The sequence below is a fragment of the Curvibacter sp. PAE-UM genome (genome assembly GCF_001432305.1).
In the GTDB taxonomy this organism is placed as follows: Bacteria; Pseudomonadota; Gammaproteobacteria; order Burkholderiales; family Burkholderiaceae_C; genus Hylemonella.
This window is the reverse complement of the sequence record NZ_KQ483358.1, coordinates 784,443-800,606: the sequence shown is the minus strand read 5'-3', so window position 1 is coordinate 800,606 and position 16,164 is coordinate 784,443. Positions and strand designations below refer to the sequence as shown.

Here is a 16,164-nt window from a genome sequence, read left to right as displayed (position 1 = left end):
GATCGCTGTCTTAGTTCACCAGCTGGGCCAGCTCGCCACGGGCGTACTTGGTCGCCATGATCTGCAGGCCCTGGCCCTTGATCTTGGCGCCCTGGCCTTCGCAGCCGAACTCCAGGTAGCGCGCCTTGCAGACCAGCCTGGCGGCTTCGCGCGCGGGCTTGAGCCATTCGCGGGCGTCGAACTTGTCCGGGTTCTCGGCCAGGAACTTGCGCACCGCGCCCGTCATGGCCAGGCGGATGTCGGTGTCGATGTTGATCTTGCGCACGCCGTGCTTGATGGCTTCCTGGATCTCCTTGACGGGCACGCCGTAGGTTTCCTTCATCTTGCCGCCGTACTGGTTGATGATGGCCAGCAGTTCCTGCGGCACCGAGGAGGAACCGTGCATCACCAGGTGGGTGTTGGGGATGCGCTTGTGGATTTCCTTGACGCGGCTGATGGCCAGAATGTCGCCGGTGGGCGGGCGGCTGAACTTGTAGGCGCCGTGGCTGGTGCCGATGGCAATCGCCAACGCGTCGAGCTGGGTGGCCTTGACGAACTGGGCGGCTTCCTCGGGATCGGTCAGCATCTGGCTGTGGTCCAGCTTGCCTTCGGCGCCGATGCCGTCTTCCTCGCCGGCGTCGCCCGTTTCCAGGTTGCCCAGGCAGCCGAGCTCACCCTCCACCGTCACGCCGACCTTGTGCGCCATGTCGACGACCTTGCGCGTCACGTCCACGTTGTAGGCGAAGTCGGCCGGGGTCTTGCCGTCTTCCCTGAGCGAGCCGTCCATCATGACCGAGCCGAAGCCCAGGCCGATGGCGCCCTCGCAGACCTTGGGGCTGGTGCCGTGGTCCTGGTGCATGACCAGGGGGATGTGGGGATAGGCCTCCATCGCCGCCTGGATCAGGTGCTTGATGAAGGGCTCGCCAGCGTATTTGCGGGCGCCGGCACTGGCCTGCAGGATGACCGGCGCGCCGACTTCGTCGGCGGCGGCCATCACGGCCTGGACCTGCTCCAGGTTGTTGACGTTGAAAGCCGGAATGCCGTAGCCATTGGCTGCTGCATGGTCCAGCAGCTCGCGCATCGAGACGAGTGCCATGTGATATCCCCAGGGAAGTTGGTAACTGGTCGGTAACTGCCGCCAATTTTACCCGCTCCCCCGCTGGAGTGAACACCGCCGGCGCCGCCCCAAGGCGCGAGGGTCCTTAACTGACCTTGCAGATCTGCAGCATATTGGTGCCGCCCGGGGAGCCCATGGGTTCGCCGCAGGTGATCACGTAGATGTCGCCGCTTTTCACGATGCCCCGGTCCTTCAGGTGCTTTTCGGCCTGGGCCAGCGCGGTGTCGCGGTCGGCGCTGGTGTCCATCAGCAAGGGGCTGACGTTGCGGTACAGCGTCATCTTGCGCTGGCTCGACACCTTGGGCGTCAGGGCGTAGATGGGGATGTGGATGCGGTGGCGGCTCATCCACAGGGCGGTCGAGCCGGAATCCGTCAGCGCCACGATGGCCTTGGCGCCCAGGTGGTAGGCGGTGAACAGCGCGCCCATGGCGATGGACTGGTCGATCCGCGTAAAACGCTTGCCGCTGAAGTCGGCGTCCAGCTTCACCTCTTCGGCGGCTTCGGCGGCCACGCAGATGGCGGCCATTTCGACCACCGTCTCCAGCGGGAACTTGCCGGCCGCGGTCTCGGCCGAGGTCATCACGGCATCACTACCGTCGAGCACGGCGTTGGCCACGTCGCTCACCTCGGCACGGGTGGGCATGGGGTTGTTGATCATGGACTCCATCATGTGGGTCGCGGTGATCACCGTCTTGTCCATCTCGTGCGCCATCTTGATCATGCGCTTCTGCAGCGCCGGCACGGCGGCATTGCCCACCTCGATGGCCAGGTCGCCGCGCGCCACCATGATGCTGTCGCTGGCGCGCAGGATTTCCTCGAGCTTCGGAATCGCCTCGGCGCGCTCGATCTTGGCGATCAGAAAGGGCTTGTGGTTGTACTCGGCGGCGGCCACGTTGCAGAGCTGGCGCGCCATTTCCATGTCGGTGGCGTTCTGGGGAAAGCTCACGGCGACGTAATCGGCCTGGAAGCTCATGGCGGTCTTGATGTCCTCCATGTCCTTGGCGGTCAGGGCCGGGGCCGTCAGGCCGCCGCCCTTTTTGTTGATGCCCTTGTTGTTGGACAGCTCGCCGCCCATGGTCACCGTGCAATGCACGGCCTCGCCCTTGACGGCATCGACCTTCATGGTGATCAGGCCGTCGTTGAGCAGGAGAACGTCGCCGGCCTTGACGTCGCGCGGCAGTTCCTTGTAATCCAGGCCGACAGCGTTGACGTCACCCAGTTCGGTGCGGGTGGCGTCGAGCACGAATTTCTGGCCGGTCTTGAGCTGCGCCTTGCCATCGGCAAACTTGCCGACCCGGATCTTGGGACCCTGCAGGTCGGCCATGATGCCCACCTCGCGGCCGGCGCGCTTGGCGGCCTCGCGCACCAGTCGGGCGCGGTCGATGTGGTCCTGGGCCTTGCCGTGGCTGAAATTGAGCCGGACCATGTTGACCCCGGCACGGATCATCTGTTCGAGCAGGGCCGGATCGCTGGAAGCGGGGCCGAGGGTGGCCACAATCTTGGTCTCACGACGCGTCATGTATCAGTCTCCTTTGTAACTTAGTTTCTATTTTGGCATGAAATTAGTTACAGCGGAACAACAAGATGAAACGGCCCCGTCGGGGCCGTTGTGCATGCGGTCGAGCTGTTCAAGCCTGTGCCCGGCGCTCCAGGATCTCAAAAGCCGGCAGGGTCTTGCCCTCCAGCACCTCCAGGAAGGCGCCCCCGCCCGTGGAGATGTAGCCCACGTTCTTCTCGATGCCGTACTTGGCAATCGCCGCCAGGGTGTCGCCACCGCCGGCGATGCTGAAGGCGCTGGACTGGGCAATCGCCTTGGCGATCTCTTTCGTGCCGTTCTCGAAGGCCGCGAACTCGAACACGCCCACCGGGCCGTTCCAGACGATGGTGCCGGCGGCTTTGAGTTGTTCGGCCAATTTCTTCGCGGTCTCGGGCCCGATGTCCAGGATCAGGTCATCGGCTTCGACTTCAGTGGCTTTCTTGATGGTGGCTTTGGCATCGGCCTTGAATTCCTTGGCCGTGACGACGTCCACGGGGATCGGCACTTCGGCGCCCCGGGCTTTCATGGCTTCGATCACGGCCCGGGCTTCCGCCAGCAGGTCGGGCTCGGCCAGGCTCTTGCCGATCTTCAGGCCGGCGGCCAGCATGAAGGTGTTGGCAATGCCGCCGCCCACGATGAGCTGGTCGACCTTGTCAGCCAGGGACTTCAGGATGGTGAGTTTGGTGCTGACCTTGGAGCCGGCAACAATCGCCACCAGGGGGCGTTTGGGGGCGCTCAGGGCCTTGCCGATGGCGTCCATCTCGGCCGCCAACAGGGGGCCGGCGCAGGCGGTCTTGGCGTACTGGGCGATGCCGTAAGTACTGGCTTCGGCGCGGTGGGCGGTGCCAAAGGCGTCGTGCACGAAGATGTCGCACAGGGCGGCCATCTTTTTGCTCAGTTCTTCGCTGTTCTTTTTCTCGCCCTTGTTCAGGCGGCAGTTCTCCAGCAGGACGAGCTGGCCGGGGGCCACGCTGACGCCGTCGACCCAGTTGGCCACCAGGGGCACCTCGCGACCCAGCAGTTCGGCCATGCGCCGGGCCACGGGGGCCAGGCTGTCTTCGGGTTTGAATTCGCCCTCCACCGGGCGGCCTAGGTGGGAGGTGACCAAAACGGCAGCACCGGCGTCCAGGGCCATGCGGATGCAGGGCAGGCTGGCGCGGATGCGGGTGTCTTCGGTGATGGCGCCACGGTCGTCCTGCGGGACGTTGAGGTCGGCGCGGATGAAGACGCGCTGGCCCTTGGCTTTGCCCTGCTCGCACAGGGTCTGGAATCGGAGGAAGTTCATGAGGATCGAGGCTGAAGTAAAAAACGGAGCGCCGATCATGAAACCGGCATGTAACCCGCAATTTTAGGCGGCTGCGCCTGTCAGCCGGCTTACCAGCCCAGGCCCAGGTGCAGCGGCAGATAGACGGCCATGCCCACCACGATGGTGCCCAGCATGGCCCAGGCGCTCTTCTTGCGCCAGAAATACCAGGCGGCGCCGGCCGCCACGGCAAACAGGCGCGCATCCTGCCAAGTCTGGACCAGATGGCCCTGTGTCATCACGATCTCGGGCACGATCACGGCCGAAAGCGCCGCGATGGGCGCGTACTGCAGGCCGCGCTGGGCCCAGTGCGGCAGGCTCCAGGGCTTGCTGGAGATGAAAAAGAAGGAACGCGTGAGGACCGTCACCGCAGCCAGACCGACGATGACACCCAGGGTCCAGAGATCGGTCTCCTTCATCGGGTCGCCTCCCGTCGGAACGGCGAGGTCTTCTCCAGCAGCAGACACAGGGCCACGGCGGCGGCAATGGCCACCACGATGTTGAGCTTGAAGGGCATGGCAAAAGCCGCCACGGCCGCCGCACCCGCCACGCCGGCAGAAACGATGCGCAGCCGGCTGCTGGCCAGCGAACAGCCCACGCCCAGCAGCGCCAGGATGCCGGCGAAACCCAGGCCCCAGTGTGCGGGCACGGAGTGCGCCAGAAAGATGCCCAGCAGGCTGGCGACCTGCCAGCTGCTCCAGTTGGTCGCGCAGCCGCCCATCAGGTAGGCCAGCTGGGTCTGGCGCTCCGCGGCGGTCTGCGGCGGCTGGTGGAAGCGCCTGGTGAACATCACATAGCTGATGTCGGCCGTGACGTAACCGGCCAGCAGGCGCCAGCGGCGCGGCAGGTGCATGAGGTAGGGCCGCATGTGCGCACTGAACACCACGAAACGCAGGTTCACGCAGAAGCCCGTGGCCCAGATCACGAGCACGGGCGCGCCGGCTGCGATCAGCGGGATGGCCGCCAGCTGCGAACTGCCGGCATACACCAGCAGGGTCATGGCAATGGACTCGAACAGGCTCATGCCGGACTTGACCATCGCCACGCCGGTCATCATGCCCCAGGCCGCCAGGCCGGGCGCGACCGAGAGCATGTCGCGCATGCCCAGACGGAATTCGGGATGGCGCACGACCTGGCGCAGGCTGCTCATGACTCAGGTGCCCAGCGCTGCGCCCACAGGCACATCAAACCCACGCAGGAAATCCGCCGCCGGCAGGCGCTTGCCGCCAGCGCGCTGCAACTCCGTCAGGCGCAGCACGCCCTGGCCACATAACACGGTGATGCCGTCTGGGCCGGCCGCCAGCACCGAGCCCGGCGTCTGATCACTGCTTCGATCTTCCTCGACATGGCCCTGCCAGAGCTTGATCGGCTCCCCGTGCCAGAGCGTTGCCGCACCGGGGAAAGGATTGAAAGCGCGGATGCGGCGCTCGATGACCGTCGCGGGCAGGCGCCAGTCGACGGCGGCTTCCTGCTTCTCGATCTTGTGCGCGTACGTCACGCCCTCGGCCGGCTGCGGCACGGGATGCAGGCCGCCACAGGCGGCCTGCTCCAGCGTCTCGACGATCAGACGGCCGCCCAGAACCGCCAGCTTGTCATGCAGGCTGGCCGTGGTGTCGTTCGCCGTGATGGGCAGACTCTCCACCAGCAGCATGTCGCCCGTGTCCAGCCCCGCGTCCATCTGCATGATGGTGACGCCGGTCTCGGAGTCTCCGGCCTCGATCGCGCGGTGGATGGGCGCGGCGCCGCGCCAGCGCGGCAGCAGGGAGGCGTGGATGTTGAGACAACCGTGCGGGAAGGCATCGAGCAGCCACTGCGGCAGGATCAGGCCATAGGCCGCGACGACCATCACGTCCGCCCGGGCGGCCTCGATCGCCGCGCGCGCCGCAGCCGCTTCCTCGGGGTACTTGCCCTCCAGACGCAAGCCGTGCGGCTGGGCCACGGCCATGCCATGTGCCAACGCGAACTGCTTGACCGGCGAGGCCTGCAGTTTCATGCCGCGACCAGCGGGCCGGTCGGGCTGGGTCAGGACGAGCGGGATCTCGAAACCGGCGGCGTGCAGCCGCTCCAGCGCCACCCGCGCGAACTCGGGCGTGCCCGCATAAACCAGCCTCAATGCCGCTCCTCGCGCTGGGCCTTGAGCATCTTGGTCTTGATGCGGTTGCGCTTGAGCGGCGACAGGTACTCCACGAAGACCTTGCCCAGCAAATGATCCATCTCGTGCTGGATGCACACCGCCAGCAGGCCATCGGCCTCGATCACGCGCTCCTTGCCTTCGCCGTCGAGCGCGCGCACGTGCACGCGCTCATGGCGCTCGACGCCGTCGTAGATGCCAGGCACGGACAGGCAACCCTCGTCATTGACCTTCTTTTCCGGACTGGCCCAGACGATCTCGGGATTGATCAGCACAAGGGGCTGGTCGCGCCCCTCGGAGGCGTCGATCACGATCAGCCGCTCATGCACGTCGACCTGGGTCGCGGCCAGGCCAATGCCGCTGGCTTCGTGCATGGTTTCGAACATGTCAGCGATCAATTGCCTGATGCGCGCGTCCACGACCTGTACGGGCTTGGCCACCTTGTGCAGGCGTGGATCGGGAAAAGTAAGGATGGGTAGCAGTGCCATAAAAAAGCTCGTCGATGTCGCTATTTTCGCCACTTTTGGCCGGCGAGTTTGCAACAAAGTTCAGAAAACATTGCCCAATCAAGGGCTTGGGCGCAGAATCGTGCGTGATTTATTAAGTTTTCCGGGGGCAGCGGGCGGTTAGCCCGCGTCCGGAGCTAGCCGGGGGCAACGTGAAACAGCAAGACATGACGCATAGCAGGATGGGGGTCAGCGCCCGAATTTCCACAATCACGGCCCTGGGCCTGTGTGGCCTGCTGGCCCAGCCCGCCTGGAGCCAGAAATTCCCCAACTACCCGGTCACGTCCGAGCAATCCGCGACCGCGAAAAAAGTGGCGGAGGCCGGCGTACCGCTGTCCGAACTGGTGCCCGACGCGCCTGACAGCTACGTCATCAAGTCCGGCGACACGCTGTGGGCCATCTCCAAGCTGTTCCTGCGCAGTCCCTGGCGCTGGCCCGAACTCTGGGGCATGAACCTGGAGGAAATCCTCAACCCGCACCTGATCTATCCGGGACAGACCCTCTACCTGGACAAACGCGACGGCCGCGCCCGCCTGACGGGTACCGCGCCTGGCACCGAAGGCAGCGTCGCCGTCGCCGGCAGCGACAGTGGTTCTGTGGCCGTGAGCACTGGCCGCGATGGCGCCAGCGGTATCGAGACCGTACGCCTGTCGCCGCGCATCCGCTCCGAAGAGGCGCGCAGTCCCCTGACCACGCTGCAAACGCGTGATATCGAAGCCTTCCTGGCCGAGCCCTTGATCGTCGAGGAATCCGAGTTGCAGACCGCGCCGCGCATCGTGGCCGCCGGCGAGAATCGCGTCATCATGGGTCGCGGCGACCGCGTCTACGCGCGCGGGCCCGCCAGTGCGCCCCTGGTGGACGACCAGCAGAAGCTCAAGCAGTACCGGATCTTCCGCAATGCCAAACCGCTCAAGGACCCGGACACCGGCGAAATCCTGGGCTACGAGGCCGAGTTCCTGGGCAAGGCGGCGCTGGCACGCGGCGAAGGCAGCACCGAGATCTCCTCGACCACCGGCAAGACCAGCACCGCCCTGGTGCCGGCCACCATCGACATCCTGTCGGCGAAAAGCGAGATGCTGGTCGGCGACCGCATGGCGCCCGAACCCGAGCGCGAGTTCCTCAGCTTCACGCCGCGGGCCCCGGCGGCGGCTGTCAGCGGCCGCATCGTCTCGATCTACGGCAGCAGCGCCGTGGCCAACGCCTCGCAGAACCAGGTGGTGGTCATCAACCGCGGCAAGCGCGACGGCATGGAAAGCGGCCATGTGCTGGCCATCCTCAAGGACGGCCAGCAGTTGGTCGACAAGACCGACCCGGCCCGTACGCTGATCAAGCTGCCCAACGAGCGCAACGGCCTGATGATGGTGTTCCGCACCTACGAGAAGCTGTCCTACGCCCTGATCCTGGACGTCACCGACAGCGTGCGGGTCGGCGACCGCCTGGCTTCGCCGCAATAAGGACGACGAACACCGGCGGCGTGTGTAGCCATGGAGCGTGATGAACTGGGCGCCTGGCTGCGCCTGATCCTCACGCCAGGCATCGGCAACGACAGCGCACGCCGCTTGCTCGCAGCCTTGGGCCTGCCCGCCCTCATCTTCGAGCAAGACCCGGCCGCGCTGCAGCAATTGCTCAGGCCCTCTCAGGCCCAGGCCCTGCAGGAAACACCCGAAGATCTGCCGGCCTTGCTCGACAGCACCTGGGCCTGGCTGCAGGAGGCGCCGCAGACACGCGCGCTCGTAGCGCTGGGTGATGCGCGGTATCCGGTCTCCCTGCTGAACATCGAAGACCCGCCCCTGCTGCTCTACCTGATGGGCCGGCTGGACCTGCCCTTGGACACCAGCCGCAGCCTGGCCATGGTCGGTAGCCGCAACCCGACGCCGCAGGGCGCCCTGAATGCCCGCCAGTTCGCGCAGGCCCTGGGCCAGGCGGGCCTGACCATCGTCTCCGGGCTGGCGCTGGGCGTCGATGGCGCGGCGCATGAAGGGGCGTTGGCCGGCCATGCCCAGGCGCCGGATCGGCTAGCCACCGTGGCCGTGGTCGGCACCGGCCTGGACCGGGTCTATCCCAAGGGCCACCGTGACCTGGCACACCGCATCTGCGAACACGGCCTGCTGATCAGTGAATATCCGCTGGGCACACCGCCGCTGGCGGCCAATTTCCCACGCCGCAACCGCCTGATCGCCGGCCTCTCCAGCGCCACCCTGGTGGTGGAGGCGGCCCTGCAGTCCGGTTCGCTGATCACAGCCCGGCTCGCCGCCGAGCAGGGCAAGGACGTCTTCGCCATACCTGGCTCCATCCATGCCACGCAATCGCACGGTTGCCATGCCCTGATCCGCCAGGGCGCCAAGCTGGTCGAATCGGCGCAGGACATCCTGGAGGAGTTTCCTGGCGGGTCTGCCCTGCCCGAACTTGCAGCCCACCACCATGATGCGACTGAGGATGGCGTCTTGCAGGCCATGGGGCTGGACCCGGTCAGCCTGGATGCGTTGCAGGCCCGCACGGGCCTCGACATTGCGCCCCTGCAAGCCCGCCTGATGGCGCTGGAACTCGATGGTCAGGTGGCTCGCCTGCCCGGCGGCCTGCTGCAGCGCCTGGTGCGTGCCTGAGAGTCTGTTCACGATCTGGAAGGGGTCGCGTTGGGACGCAATCGGGATGAGTTGCTCGACCAGACCCGCGGCATGGGCTGGTGGCCCATGCAAGGGGTTGGGTGGGCAAATCGCCCGATTTCGCCCCACCCCGCAGGGCAGGCGTCTTTTCGGGCGGTCTGCGGCGTTGCGATGCTTGCCCATAGTGGACTATGTGCTGCGCACCGCGCCTTGCATCCCATCCCGAAAAGACACCTGCGCGGCCCCTTCCAGATCGTGAACAGACTCTTAGACGCAACAGCACCGGCAACACCCGTAAATTCGAGGCTTGCCCCGGCGCTTTCTGCGCTATATTGAAGCCATGTTCGAAGTGCTTGTGTATGTGTACGAAAACTACTGGCGCGGCGATGCCTGTCCCGAACTGCCCCAGCTCGAACGCAAGCTCAACGCCATCGGCTTCGACGCCGACGAGATCCGCGATGCGCTGCTCTGGCTCGACGGCCTGAACCTGGCCGCCCAGAGCACCCTCTGGCTGGATGCGGCCCCGACCACCCGCCCCGACACCACGCTGCCCAGTTTCCCTGCAACGGACAGCATGCGCGTGTATTCGGTCGCCGAGCAGAACCATCTGGGCGCCGAATGCCTGGGCTTCATCACCTTCCTCGAATCGGCCGGCGTGCTGCCCCCGCCCATGCGCGAGGTCATCCTTGACCGCGCCATGGCGGTGTCGGGCGAGCCGATGGCCCTGGACGATCTGAAGATCATCATCCTGATGGTTTACTGGAGTTTCGGCGAGGAGCCCGACACGCTGGTGCTCGACGAGCTCTACGACGACAGCGCCGAACGCATCGCACACTGACGCTGGCAAGCGCCGGCTCAGTCATCGCCAAAACAAAAGGCCCCGCGCGGGGCCTTTTGTTTTAGGTGAGCAGTCGCTCCGGATGGGCTTCCAACCGGGTTAACGCTTCGCGCGTGGCACGCACGGTCAGCGTCTCCTCTTCCTGCGGCAGCAGCAGGCCGGCCTGCAGATAGGCCGCCAGGCGGCCGGCCTGGATCAGGTAGCTGTGGCCATCGCTGGAGGCAAACAGGTTCAGATGCTTGCGGTCGCTGCGCCAGACGAACTGCACCTGGTTGACCTTGCCGTTGTGGTCCAGTGTGAACCACGCGCCCAGTTGCAGCTCCTGCGCCCAGGCCACCATGGCCGGGGTCGGCTTGGAGCCGCCGTTGGTCACCACGTCGATGGTGGAGGCGTCGATGCCCAGCATCATCTCGATGCTCTCGGCATCCAGCGGCAGGTCGCCCAGCCCGTCCTCGCTGACGAAGTCTTCCAGGTTGGCCAGGCGCTGCGTCATGGCATCGATCTGCGCCTGCGGGATGGCCTGGGTCTTGGACATGAAGGCGTCGGCCATGGTATCGCTGACGATCTTGATGTGCGCATCCTGGTCGGTCTGCGACATGCCCAGCAGGCTCATGCCAGCGCGCAGGCGCTGCAGCAGCTGCGGCAGGTCCTGGATGACACGCGCGCGGTCATTGCGGTTGGGTTTGGCACTGGCTGACCAGACCAGATCGGCGGCGGCCTTCTTCATGGCCACGGTCTCGGTGTCCTTGGGGCCCTTGCGCACGGCGGACACCGCCAGCACCTCGGCCCAGACCTTGTACAGGAAAGTGCGGATTTCGTCGCGCACCGGGATGTCCTTGAGCATGTTGCGCAGCTCGATGGTGTACTGGATCGCCAGCGTCTCCTTCTGCTCGACCTGCTGCGCAACGCTCACGACCTTCTGCGTTTTTTCCTTGCCCGTCAGGAACTTGGCCAGGAACTTCTGGAATTCGTCATAGACGATCTGGAAGACACGCTTGCCGGTTTCGGGATACTGCTCGATGACCTGCACGATGCGCTTGATCTCGGCTTCGAGTGCGCCACCTGTGATGCTGCTCGCTTCGAAACCCATGACGCAGGATCCCATGCGGTCGATCAGCTGGCGCGCCGGATGGTTCAGCGTGCCGAAGAACTCGGGCTCGGCCAGCGCCACACGCAGCACCGGCATCTGCAGCCGGGCGAACCAGACCCGGATCGTTGTAGGGATCCGCTCTTCGGCCAGGATCGCCTGGAACATCAGCGCCACCATTTCGATGATGGCCTTTTCGCTCTTGGTCTCGGCTTTTTTCTTGAGCTCGTCGGTCTTTTCGCGCAGCTTGTCGGCCACCTTGACCACGCCGGCCGGGCTGTAATCCTCGTAGACCGTGCCGCCACCACCACCGCCACCGCCGTAATACTGCGGACGTTCGGCCATGGCTGCGGCCAGGGCCGGCGAAGGGGGCTGTGCCGAAGTCGCCGTGAAATCACCGCCGCCCTGCCCGACGAGCAGGCGCTTGAGCTGACCAAACATACCCTGGGCGCGGCTACGCGTGCGCGCCAGCGGGGTGGTCTGCGTCATCAGACGCGTTTCTTCATGAGCGCCGCCGAAATTGGAGGGTGTGCCCTGCGCTGCCAGCGCATGCTGCATCTGTGCCGGGGTCTGCCCCATTCCCGGAGGAACAGCAGCGCCGGCGGGCAGAACGGGTGCCAACCGGCCCGGCGTCAGCGGGCCCTGTGCATCGTCCCAACCCAGACGGCCGCCAAAAAGATTGCCCGCACTGCGCCCGGCAGGCCCATTACCCGGCGGCATCGCAGGCTGACCCGGATAGCCTGCCTGCGGAGCGCCGGGGGGCATGCCCCCCACGCGACCGGGATGCCCGGGATAAGCTGCTGGCCCTGGCCCTGGCGCTGGCGCCCCAGGTGCGCGCGCCATCGGCATGCCGCCCAAAGGTGTCGGCGCCGACACCGGCTGTCCAGGATATCCGGACGCCGGTCCATAAGCCCCGGTCGAACCGCCCCAGGCCGCGTCACCACCGCCCGCATCGCCATGGAACTGCGAGTCGGGCAGAACCGAATCGGGTCCGCCACCGCCAGCCGATGGTGGCCGCCGTCCGACCGCGGCGCGCTTGACGCGGTCCTTGAGATCGATCGTGGGCATCACGCCCTGCTGGATCAGGAATTCGTTGCCATTGGCGTACGCAGCCTTGAGCTTTTCAATGAGCTGCTTCTGCACCACATCGTTGACCATGACCCAGGACTCGCGCGGCATGCCGCAGGTGGTCCACTGTTCGATCATCAGCAGGATCAGGACTTCGGGACGCAGAATGTCGTGGCCTTCGAGGTCGTCGCGGCTTTCCAGCGTCTTGATGCGCACGCGCAGATCATCGAGCTCGCCGCTCATCTTTTCCACTACCGCCAGCACCAGGCGCGAGGAGATGATCTTGTCCTCGACCGCATCGGTGCCCATCAGGGACAGTCCGCCGTCACCCGGCAGACCGAGTTCCTCTTTCTTCTCGGTTTTCTTGCCGGCCGGGGACTTGAGCGACGCCTGCCAGACCTTCATGGTGCTGTCGATCCAGGGCCCGCGCTGCTTCTGGTACAGCATCCAGGCGTCACGCCGGTTCTGCATGTCCCGGGTCGTGCCCTTTTCGTTGAGCAGCGTGGTCAGCCGATCCTGGACCAGCCCCGACAAATCGACCAGAATCTTCTCCACGTCGCCAAGAAAGCGCTGGCGCGTCTTCTCCGCCAACTGCATACGCTGCATGTAGGAGAGCTGGGTCGCCATCTTGCTGTTCCCTCTGGCTCAGACGACAGCGCCCGCGTTGGGGTCGTTGGGATCGGTCTCGCCGCGCTTGCCGCCGCCGCCCTTGATCAGGTCTTCACGTTTCACGCCCAACCACATGGCGATGGCGGCAGCCACGAAGACCGAGGAATAGATGCCGAACAGGATGCCGATGGTCAGCGCGAGCGCAAAGTAGTGCAACGTCGGGCCGCCGAACAGCAGCATGGACAGCACCATCAATTGCGTGCTGCCGTGCGTGATGATGGTGCGGCTGATGGTGGAGGTGATGGCGTTGTCGATAATCGCCTCGGTGTCCAGCTTGCGCAGGCGGCGGAAGTTTTCGCGGATGCGGTCGAAGATCACCACCGACTCGTTGACCGAATACCCCAGCACGGCCAGCACGGCCGCCAGCACGGGCAGCGAAAACTCCCACTGGAAGAAGGCGAAGAAGCCCAGGATGATGATGACGTCGTGCAGATTGGCAATGATGGCCGCCACCGCGAACTTCCACTCGAAGCGCAGCGCCAGATAGATCATGATGCCGCCCACGACGAAGGCCAGGGCCATCAACCCGTCCACGGCGAGTTCGTCGCCCACCTGCGGGCCGACGAACTCGCTGCGGCGCAAGGTCGCACTGGCGTCCAGCGTCTTGAGGGTGGCCAGCACCTGCTCGCTTTGCTGACCCGAACTCACGCCCTTGGCCGCAGGCATGCGGATCAGCACATCGCGGGCGGTGCCGAAGTTCTGCACCTGCACGTCGCTGTAACCCAGCTTGGCAATGGCCCCGCGCACGGCCTCCAGATCAGCCGGCTGGGAATAGCTGACTTCCATCAGCGTGCCCCCGGTGAATTCCACCGACAGGTGCAGGCCTCGCGAAAAGAGAAAGAAGACGGCTGCCAGGAATGTCAGCAGCGAGATGATGTTGAGCACCAGCGCGTGCCGCATGAACGGAATGTCGCGCCGGATCTTAAAAAACTCCATATTCTTCTTCCCTCAATCCACTTTGGCCGGGACTTGCCCGTCGGGCCGCCAGACCGTCCCGATCGAAACGGTCCTGAGCTTTTTACGGCTACCGTACCACAAATTCACCAAGCCGCGGGAGAAGAAAACCGCCGAGAACATGCTGGTCAGGATGCCCAGGCAGTGCACCACGGCAAACCCCCGCACCGGCCCTGAGCCGAAAGCCAGCAGGGCCAGGCCGGCGATCAGGGTGGTGACGTTGGAGTCCAGGATGGTGGCCCAGGCACGGTCGTAGCCGGTATGGATGGCGGCCTGCGGCGAGGCGCCGCCTCTGAGCTCTTCGCGCACCCGCTCGTTGATCAGCACGTTGGCGTCGATGGCCATGCCCAGCACCAGGGCCATGGCCGCCATGCCCGGCAGCGTCAGGGTGGCCTGTAGCATGGACAGCACGGCCACCAGCAGCAGCAGGTTGATGCCCAACGCCACGCTGGAGATCACGCCGAACAGCATGTAATAGACGCACATGAAGGTCGCCACCGCCAGGAAGCCCCAGGTCACGCTGGCAAAACCCTTGTCGATGTTCTCGGCCCCCAGGCTCGGGCCGATGGTGCGTTCCTCGATGATCTCCATGGGTGCGGCGAGCGCGCCGGCGCGCAGCAGCAAGGCGGTGTCGGCCGCCTCCGTGGAAGTCATGCGGCCGGAGATCTGCACCCGGCCACCGCCGATTTCGGTGCGGATCACCGGCGCCGTGACCACTTCGCCCTTGCCCTTTTCGAACAGGATGATGGCCATGCGTTTGCCGACGTTCTCGCGCGTCACATCCTTGAAGATGCGCGAGCCCTTGGCGTCCAGCGACAGGTTGACGGTGGGTTCCTGGGTCTGGCTGTCGAAGCCGGGCTGGGCGTCGGTCAGGTTGTCGCCGGTCAGCACCACCTGTTTCTTGACGATCACGGCCTGGCCGCTGCGGTCCGGATAGCGCTCGGTGCCAAACGGCACCGGGCCGGAGCCGGCCTCGGCAGAGCGACCTTCGACACTTTCGTCCACCATGCGCACTTCCAGCGTGGCGGTGCGGCCCAGGATGTCCTTGGCCTTGGCCGTGTCCTGCACGCCGGGCAGCTGCACGACGATGCGGTCCAGGCCCTGCTGCTGGATCACCGGCTCGGCCACGCCGAGTTCGTTGATCCGGTTGTGCAGCGTGGTGATGTTCTGCTTGAGGGCCTGCTCCTGCACCAGGCGCGCGGCCTGGGGCTTGATGGTGGCGCTCAGTTTGAAGTCGCTGCCTTCCTGTGTTTCCGTGGTCTGCAGGTCGGCGAACTGCTCCAGCAGCACACGCTTGGCGGCGGCCAGCGTGGCCGCGTCCCGCAGGCGCAACTCGATGGCCTGGCCGTTGCGGCTGATGCCGCCGTGGCGCACATTCTTCTCACGCAAGACGGTGCGCAGGTCGCCCGCCAGTGATTCAGCCTTCTTGCTCAGTGCGGCCTGCATGTCGACCTGCAACATGAAATGCACGCCGCCGCGCAGGTCCAGGCCCAAGTACATGGGTGCCGCATGCAGCGCGGACAGCCAGCCCGGCGTACGCGGCAGCAGATTGAGCGCCACGATGTAGTCGGGATCGGCTGCATCCCTGACCAGCGCGCGCTGGATCGCGTCCTTGGCCTTGAGCTGCGTATCGGTGGAATCCAGCCGCACGCGCAGGGACCCGACCTCCAGGCTGATGGCCTCGGGGCGGATACCGGCTTCCTGCAACGCCGCTTCCACCCGCGACTGCGTGGCGGGATCGACCTTGAGAGCCGTCTTGGCCGCCGAGATCTGGACGGCGGGCGCCTCGCCAAAGAAATTCGGGGCGGTGTAGATCGCCCCCACCAGCAGCGCGATCACGATGATCGCGTACTTCCATACCGGATAACGGTTCATTGTTCGCTCGCGTCTGCGTGGCTGGAGAGTCTCTTACTTCATCGTGCCCTTGGGCAGCACCTGCACGATGGCCTGGCGCTGCAGCTGCACTTCCACACCGTTAGCAATTTCCACGCCGACGAAGTTCTCGTTCAGGCTGTTCACCCGGCCCAGCAGGCCGCCGGCAGTCACCACCTCGTCACCCTTGGCCAGGGCTTCGACCATGGCACGGTGCTCTTTCTGCTTCTTCATCTGCGGACGGATCATGATGAAGTACAGCACCACGAACATCAGCACGATGGGCAGCATGCTCATCAGCGAGGACTGGATGTCACCACCGGCAGCGGCTGCGGGGGCGGTCTGGGCAAAAGCGGAAGAAATAAACACGGCTTACTCCACATCAGGGGTTCAAAAATCGGGACACGCCGACATCCAGGAGTGCACGGCAGGCACCCCGGAACAGGCGGCCGCCCATTGTACGGGGCCGGGGTATGCGGATTTCAAGCCCCGCAACGCTG

Annotated in this window: 14 protein-coding genes; 3 read left to right on the top strand and 11 right to left on the bottom strand. The window is 65.5% G+C overall.

What is annotated here, in order from left to right; all coding sequences use genetic code 11:
- Positions 1 to 10 precede the first annotated feature (10 nt).
- From fba to def, 7 genes are all read right to left on the bottom strand, one after another.
- Complete coding sequence (gene fba / locus AO057_RS03940) at positions 11 to 1,075, bottom strand: class II fructose-bisphosphate aldolase (RefSeq protein WP_057674409.1); 1,065 nt, start codon at positions 1,073 to 1,075, stop codon at positions 11 to 13.
- Between the two features lie 106 nt (positions 1,076 to 1,181).
- Positions 1,182 to 2,615: a pyruvate kinase gene (gene pyk / locus AO057_RS03935; RefSeq protein ID WP_057674408.1), complete on the bottom strand. Its 1,434-nt coding sequence runs from the start codon at positions 2,613 to 2,615 to the stop codon at positions 1,182 to 1,184.
- Between the two features lie 109 nt (positions 2,616 to 2,724).
- Positions 2,725 to 3,918: a phosphoglycerate kinase gene (locus tag AO057_RS03930; RefSeq protein ID WP_057674407.1), complete on the bottom strand. Its 1,194-nt coding sequence runs from the start codon at positions 3,916 to 3,918 to the stop codon at positions 2,725 to 2,727.
- 89 nt (positions 3,919 to 4,007) lie between these two features.
- Positions 4,008 to 4,355, bottom strand: a complete 348-nt coding sequence (locus tag AO057_RS03925) for an AzlD domain-containing protein (protein ID WP_057674406.1) — start codon at positions 4,353 to 4,355, stop codon at positions 4,008 to 4,010.
- The gene (locus AO057_RS03920) at positions 4,352 to 5,086 is read right to left on the bottom strand and encodes an AzlC family ABC transporter permease (RefSeq protein WP_057674405.1); all 735 of its coding nucleotides are present in this window, start codon (positions 5,084 to 5,086) and stop codon (positions 4,352 to 4,354) included. Before AO057_RS03920 ends, AO057_RS03925 begins: the two co-directional genes overlap by 4 nt.
- Positions 5,087 to 5,089: 3 nt before the next feature.
- Entirely contained in the window at positions 5,090 to 6,049 is a 960-nt protein-coding gene (gene fmt, locus AO057_RS03915) for a methionyl-tRNA formyltransferase (protein ID WP_057674404.1), read from the bottom strand.
- Complete coding sequence (gene def, locus AO057_RS03910) at positions 6,046 to 6,555, bottom strand: peptide deformylase (protein ID WP_057674403.1); 510 nt, start codon at positions 6,553 to 6,555, stop codon at positions 6,046 to 6,048. The genes fmt and def overlap by 4 nt, the downstream gene beginning before the upstream one ends.
- Before the next feature lie 185 nt (positions 6,556 to 6,740).
- Between def and AO057_RS03905 the strand changes: the two genes are divergently transcribed.
- From AO057_RS03905 to AO057_RS03895, 3 genes are all read left to right on the top strand, one after another.
- A complete protein-coding gene (locus AO057_RS03905; protein WP_057674402.1) occupies positions 6,741 to 8,027 on the top strand; it encodes a LysM peptidoglycan-binding domain-containing protein in 1,287 nt (428 codons plus the stop codon).
- Between the two features lie 30 nt (positions 8,028 to 8,057).
- Positions 8,058 to 9,176, top strand: coding sequence for a DNA-processing protein DprA (gene dprA / locus AO057_RS03900; RefSeq protein WP_057674401.1), 1,119 nt, complete (start codon positions 8,058 to 8,060; stop codon positions 9,174 to 9,176).
- 340 nt (positions 9,177 to 9,516) lie between these two features.
- Positions 9,517 to 10,014, top strand: coding sequence for a Smg family protein (locus AO057_RS03895; protein WP_057674400.1), 498 nt, complete (start codon positions 9,517 to 9,519; stop codon positions 10,012 to 10,014).
- A 61-nt stretch (positions 10,015 to 10,075) separates the two neighbouring features.
- Here AO057_RS03895 and AO057_RS03890 read toward each other — a convergent pair whose 3' ends face one another.
- From AO057_RS03890 to yajC, 4 genes are read right to left on the bottom strand one after another with little or no spacing between them, the layout of a single operon-like run.
- Positions 10,076 to 12,796 (bottom strand): DUF1631 family protein, encoded by a 2,721-nt coding sequence (locus tag AO057_RS03890; protein ID WP_057674399.1) that lies wholly within the window; start codon positions 12,794 to 12,796, stop codon positions 10,076 to 10,078.
- 18 nt (positions 12,797 to 12,814) lie between these two features.
- A complete protein-coding gene (gene secF, locus AO057_RS03885) occupies positions 12,815 to 13,774 on the bottom strand; it encodes a protein translocase subunit SecF (protein WP_057674398.1) in 960 nt (319 codons plus the stop codon).
- A gap of 12 nt (positions 13,775 to 13,786) precedes the next feature.
- Complete coding sequence (secD, locus tag AO057_RS03880; RefSeq protein WP_057674397.1) at positions 13,787 to 15,667, bottom strand: protein translocase subunit SecD; 1,881 nt, start codon at positions 15,665 to 15,667, stop codon at positions 13,787 to 13,789.
- Between the two features lie 33 nt (positions 15,668 to 15,700).
- A complete protein-coding gene (gene yajC / locus AO057_RS03875; RefSeq protein WP_057674396.1) occupies positions 15,701 to 16,033 on the bottom strand; it encodes a preprotein translocase subunit YajC in 333 nt (110 codons plus the stop codon).
- Positions 16,034 to 16,164 lie beyond the last annotated feature (131 nt).

Excerpts from the sequence above, each read along its gene's own strand:
- fba (WP_057674409.1), bottom strand. The coding sequence starts at position 1,075 with ATGGCACTCGTCTCGATGCGCGAGCTGCTGGACCATGCAGCAGCCAAT.
- pyk (WP_057674408.1), bottom strand. The coding sequence starts at position 2,615 with ATGACGCGTCGTGAGACCAAGATTGTGGCCACCCTCGGCCCCGCTTCC.
- AO057_RS03930 (WP_057674407.1), bottom strand. The coding sequence starts at position 3,918 with ATGAACTTCCTCCGATTCCAGACCCTGTGCGAGCAGGGCAAAGCCAAG.
- AO057_RS03925 (WP_057674406.1), bottom strand. The coding sequence starts at position 4,355 with ATGAAGGAGACCGATCTCTGGACCCTGGGTGTCATCGTCGGTCTGGCT.
- AO057_RS03920 (WP_057674405.1), bottom strand. The coding sequence starts at position 5,086 with ATGAGCAGCCTGCGCCAGGTCGTGCGCCATCCCGAATTCCGTCTGGGC.
- def (WP_057674403.1), bottom strand. The coding sequence starts at position 6,555 with ATGGCACTGCTACCCATCCTTACTTTTCCCGATCCACGCCTGCACAAG.
- AO057_RS03905 (WP_057674402.1), top strand. The coding sequence starts at position 6,741 with ATGACGCATAGCAGGATGGGGGTCAGCGCCCGAATTTCCACAATCACG.
- dprA (WP_057674401.1), top strand. The coding sequence starts at position 8,058 with ATGGAGCGTGATGAACTGGGCGCCTGGCTGCGCCTGATCCTCACGCCA.
- AO057_RS03895 (WP_057674400.1), top strand. The coding sequence starts at position 9,517 with ATGTTCGAAGTGCTTGTGTATGTGTACGAAAACTACTGGCGCGGCGAT.
- AO057_RS03890 (WP_057674399.1), bottom strand. The coding sequence starts at position 12,796 with ATGGCGACCCAGCTCTCCTACATGCAGCGTATGCAGTTGGCGGAGAAG.
- secF (WP_057674398.1), bottom strand. The coding sequence starts at position 13,774 with ATGGAGTTTTTTAAGATCCGGCGCGACATTCCGTTCATGCGGCACGCG.
- secD (WP_057674397.1), bottom strand. The coding sequence starts at position 15,667 with ATGAACCGTTATCCGGTATGGAAGTACGCGATCATCGTGATCGCGCTG.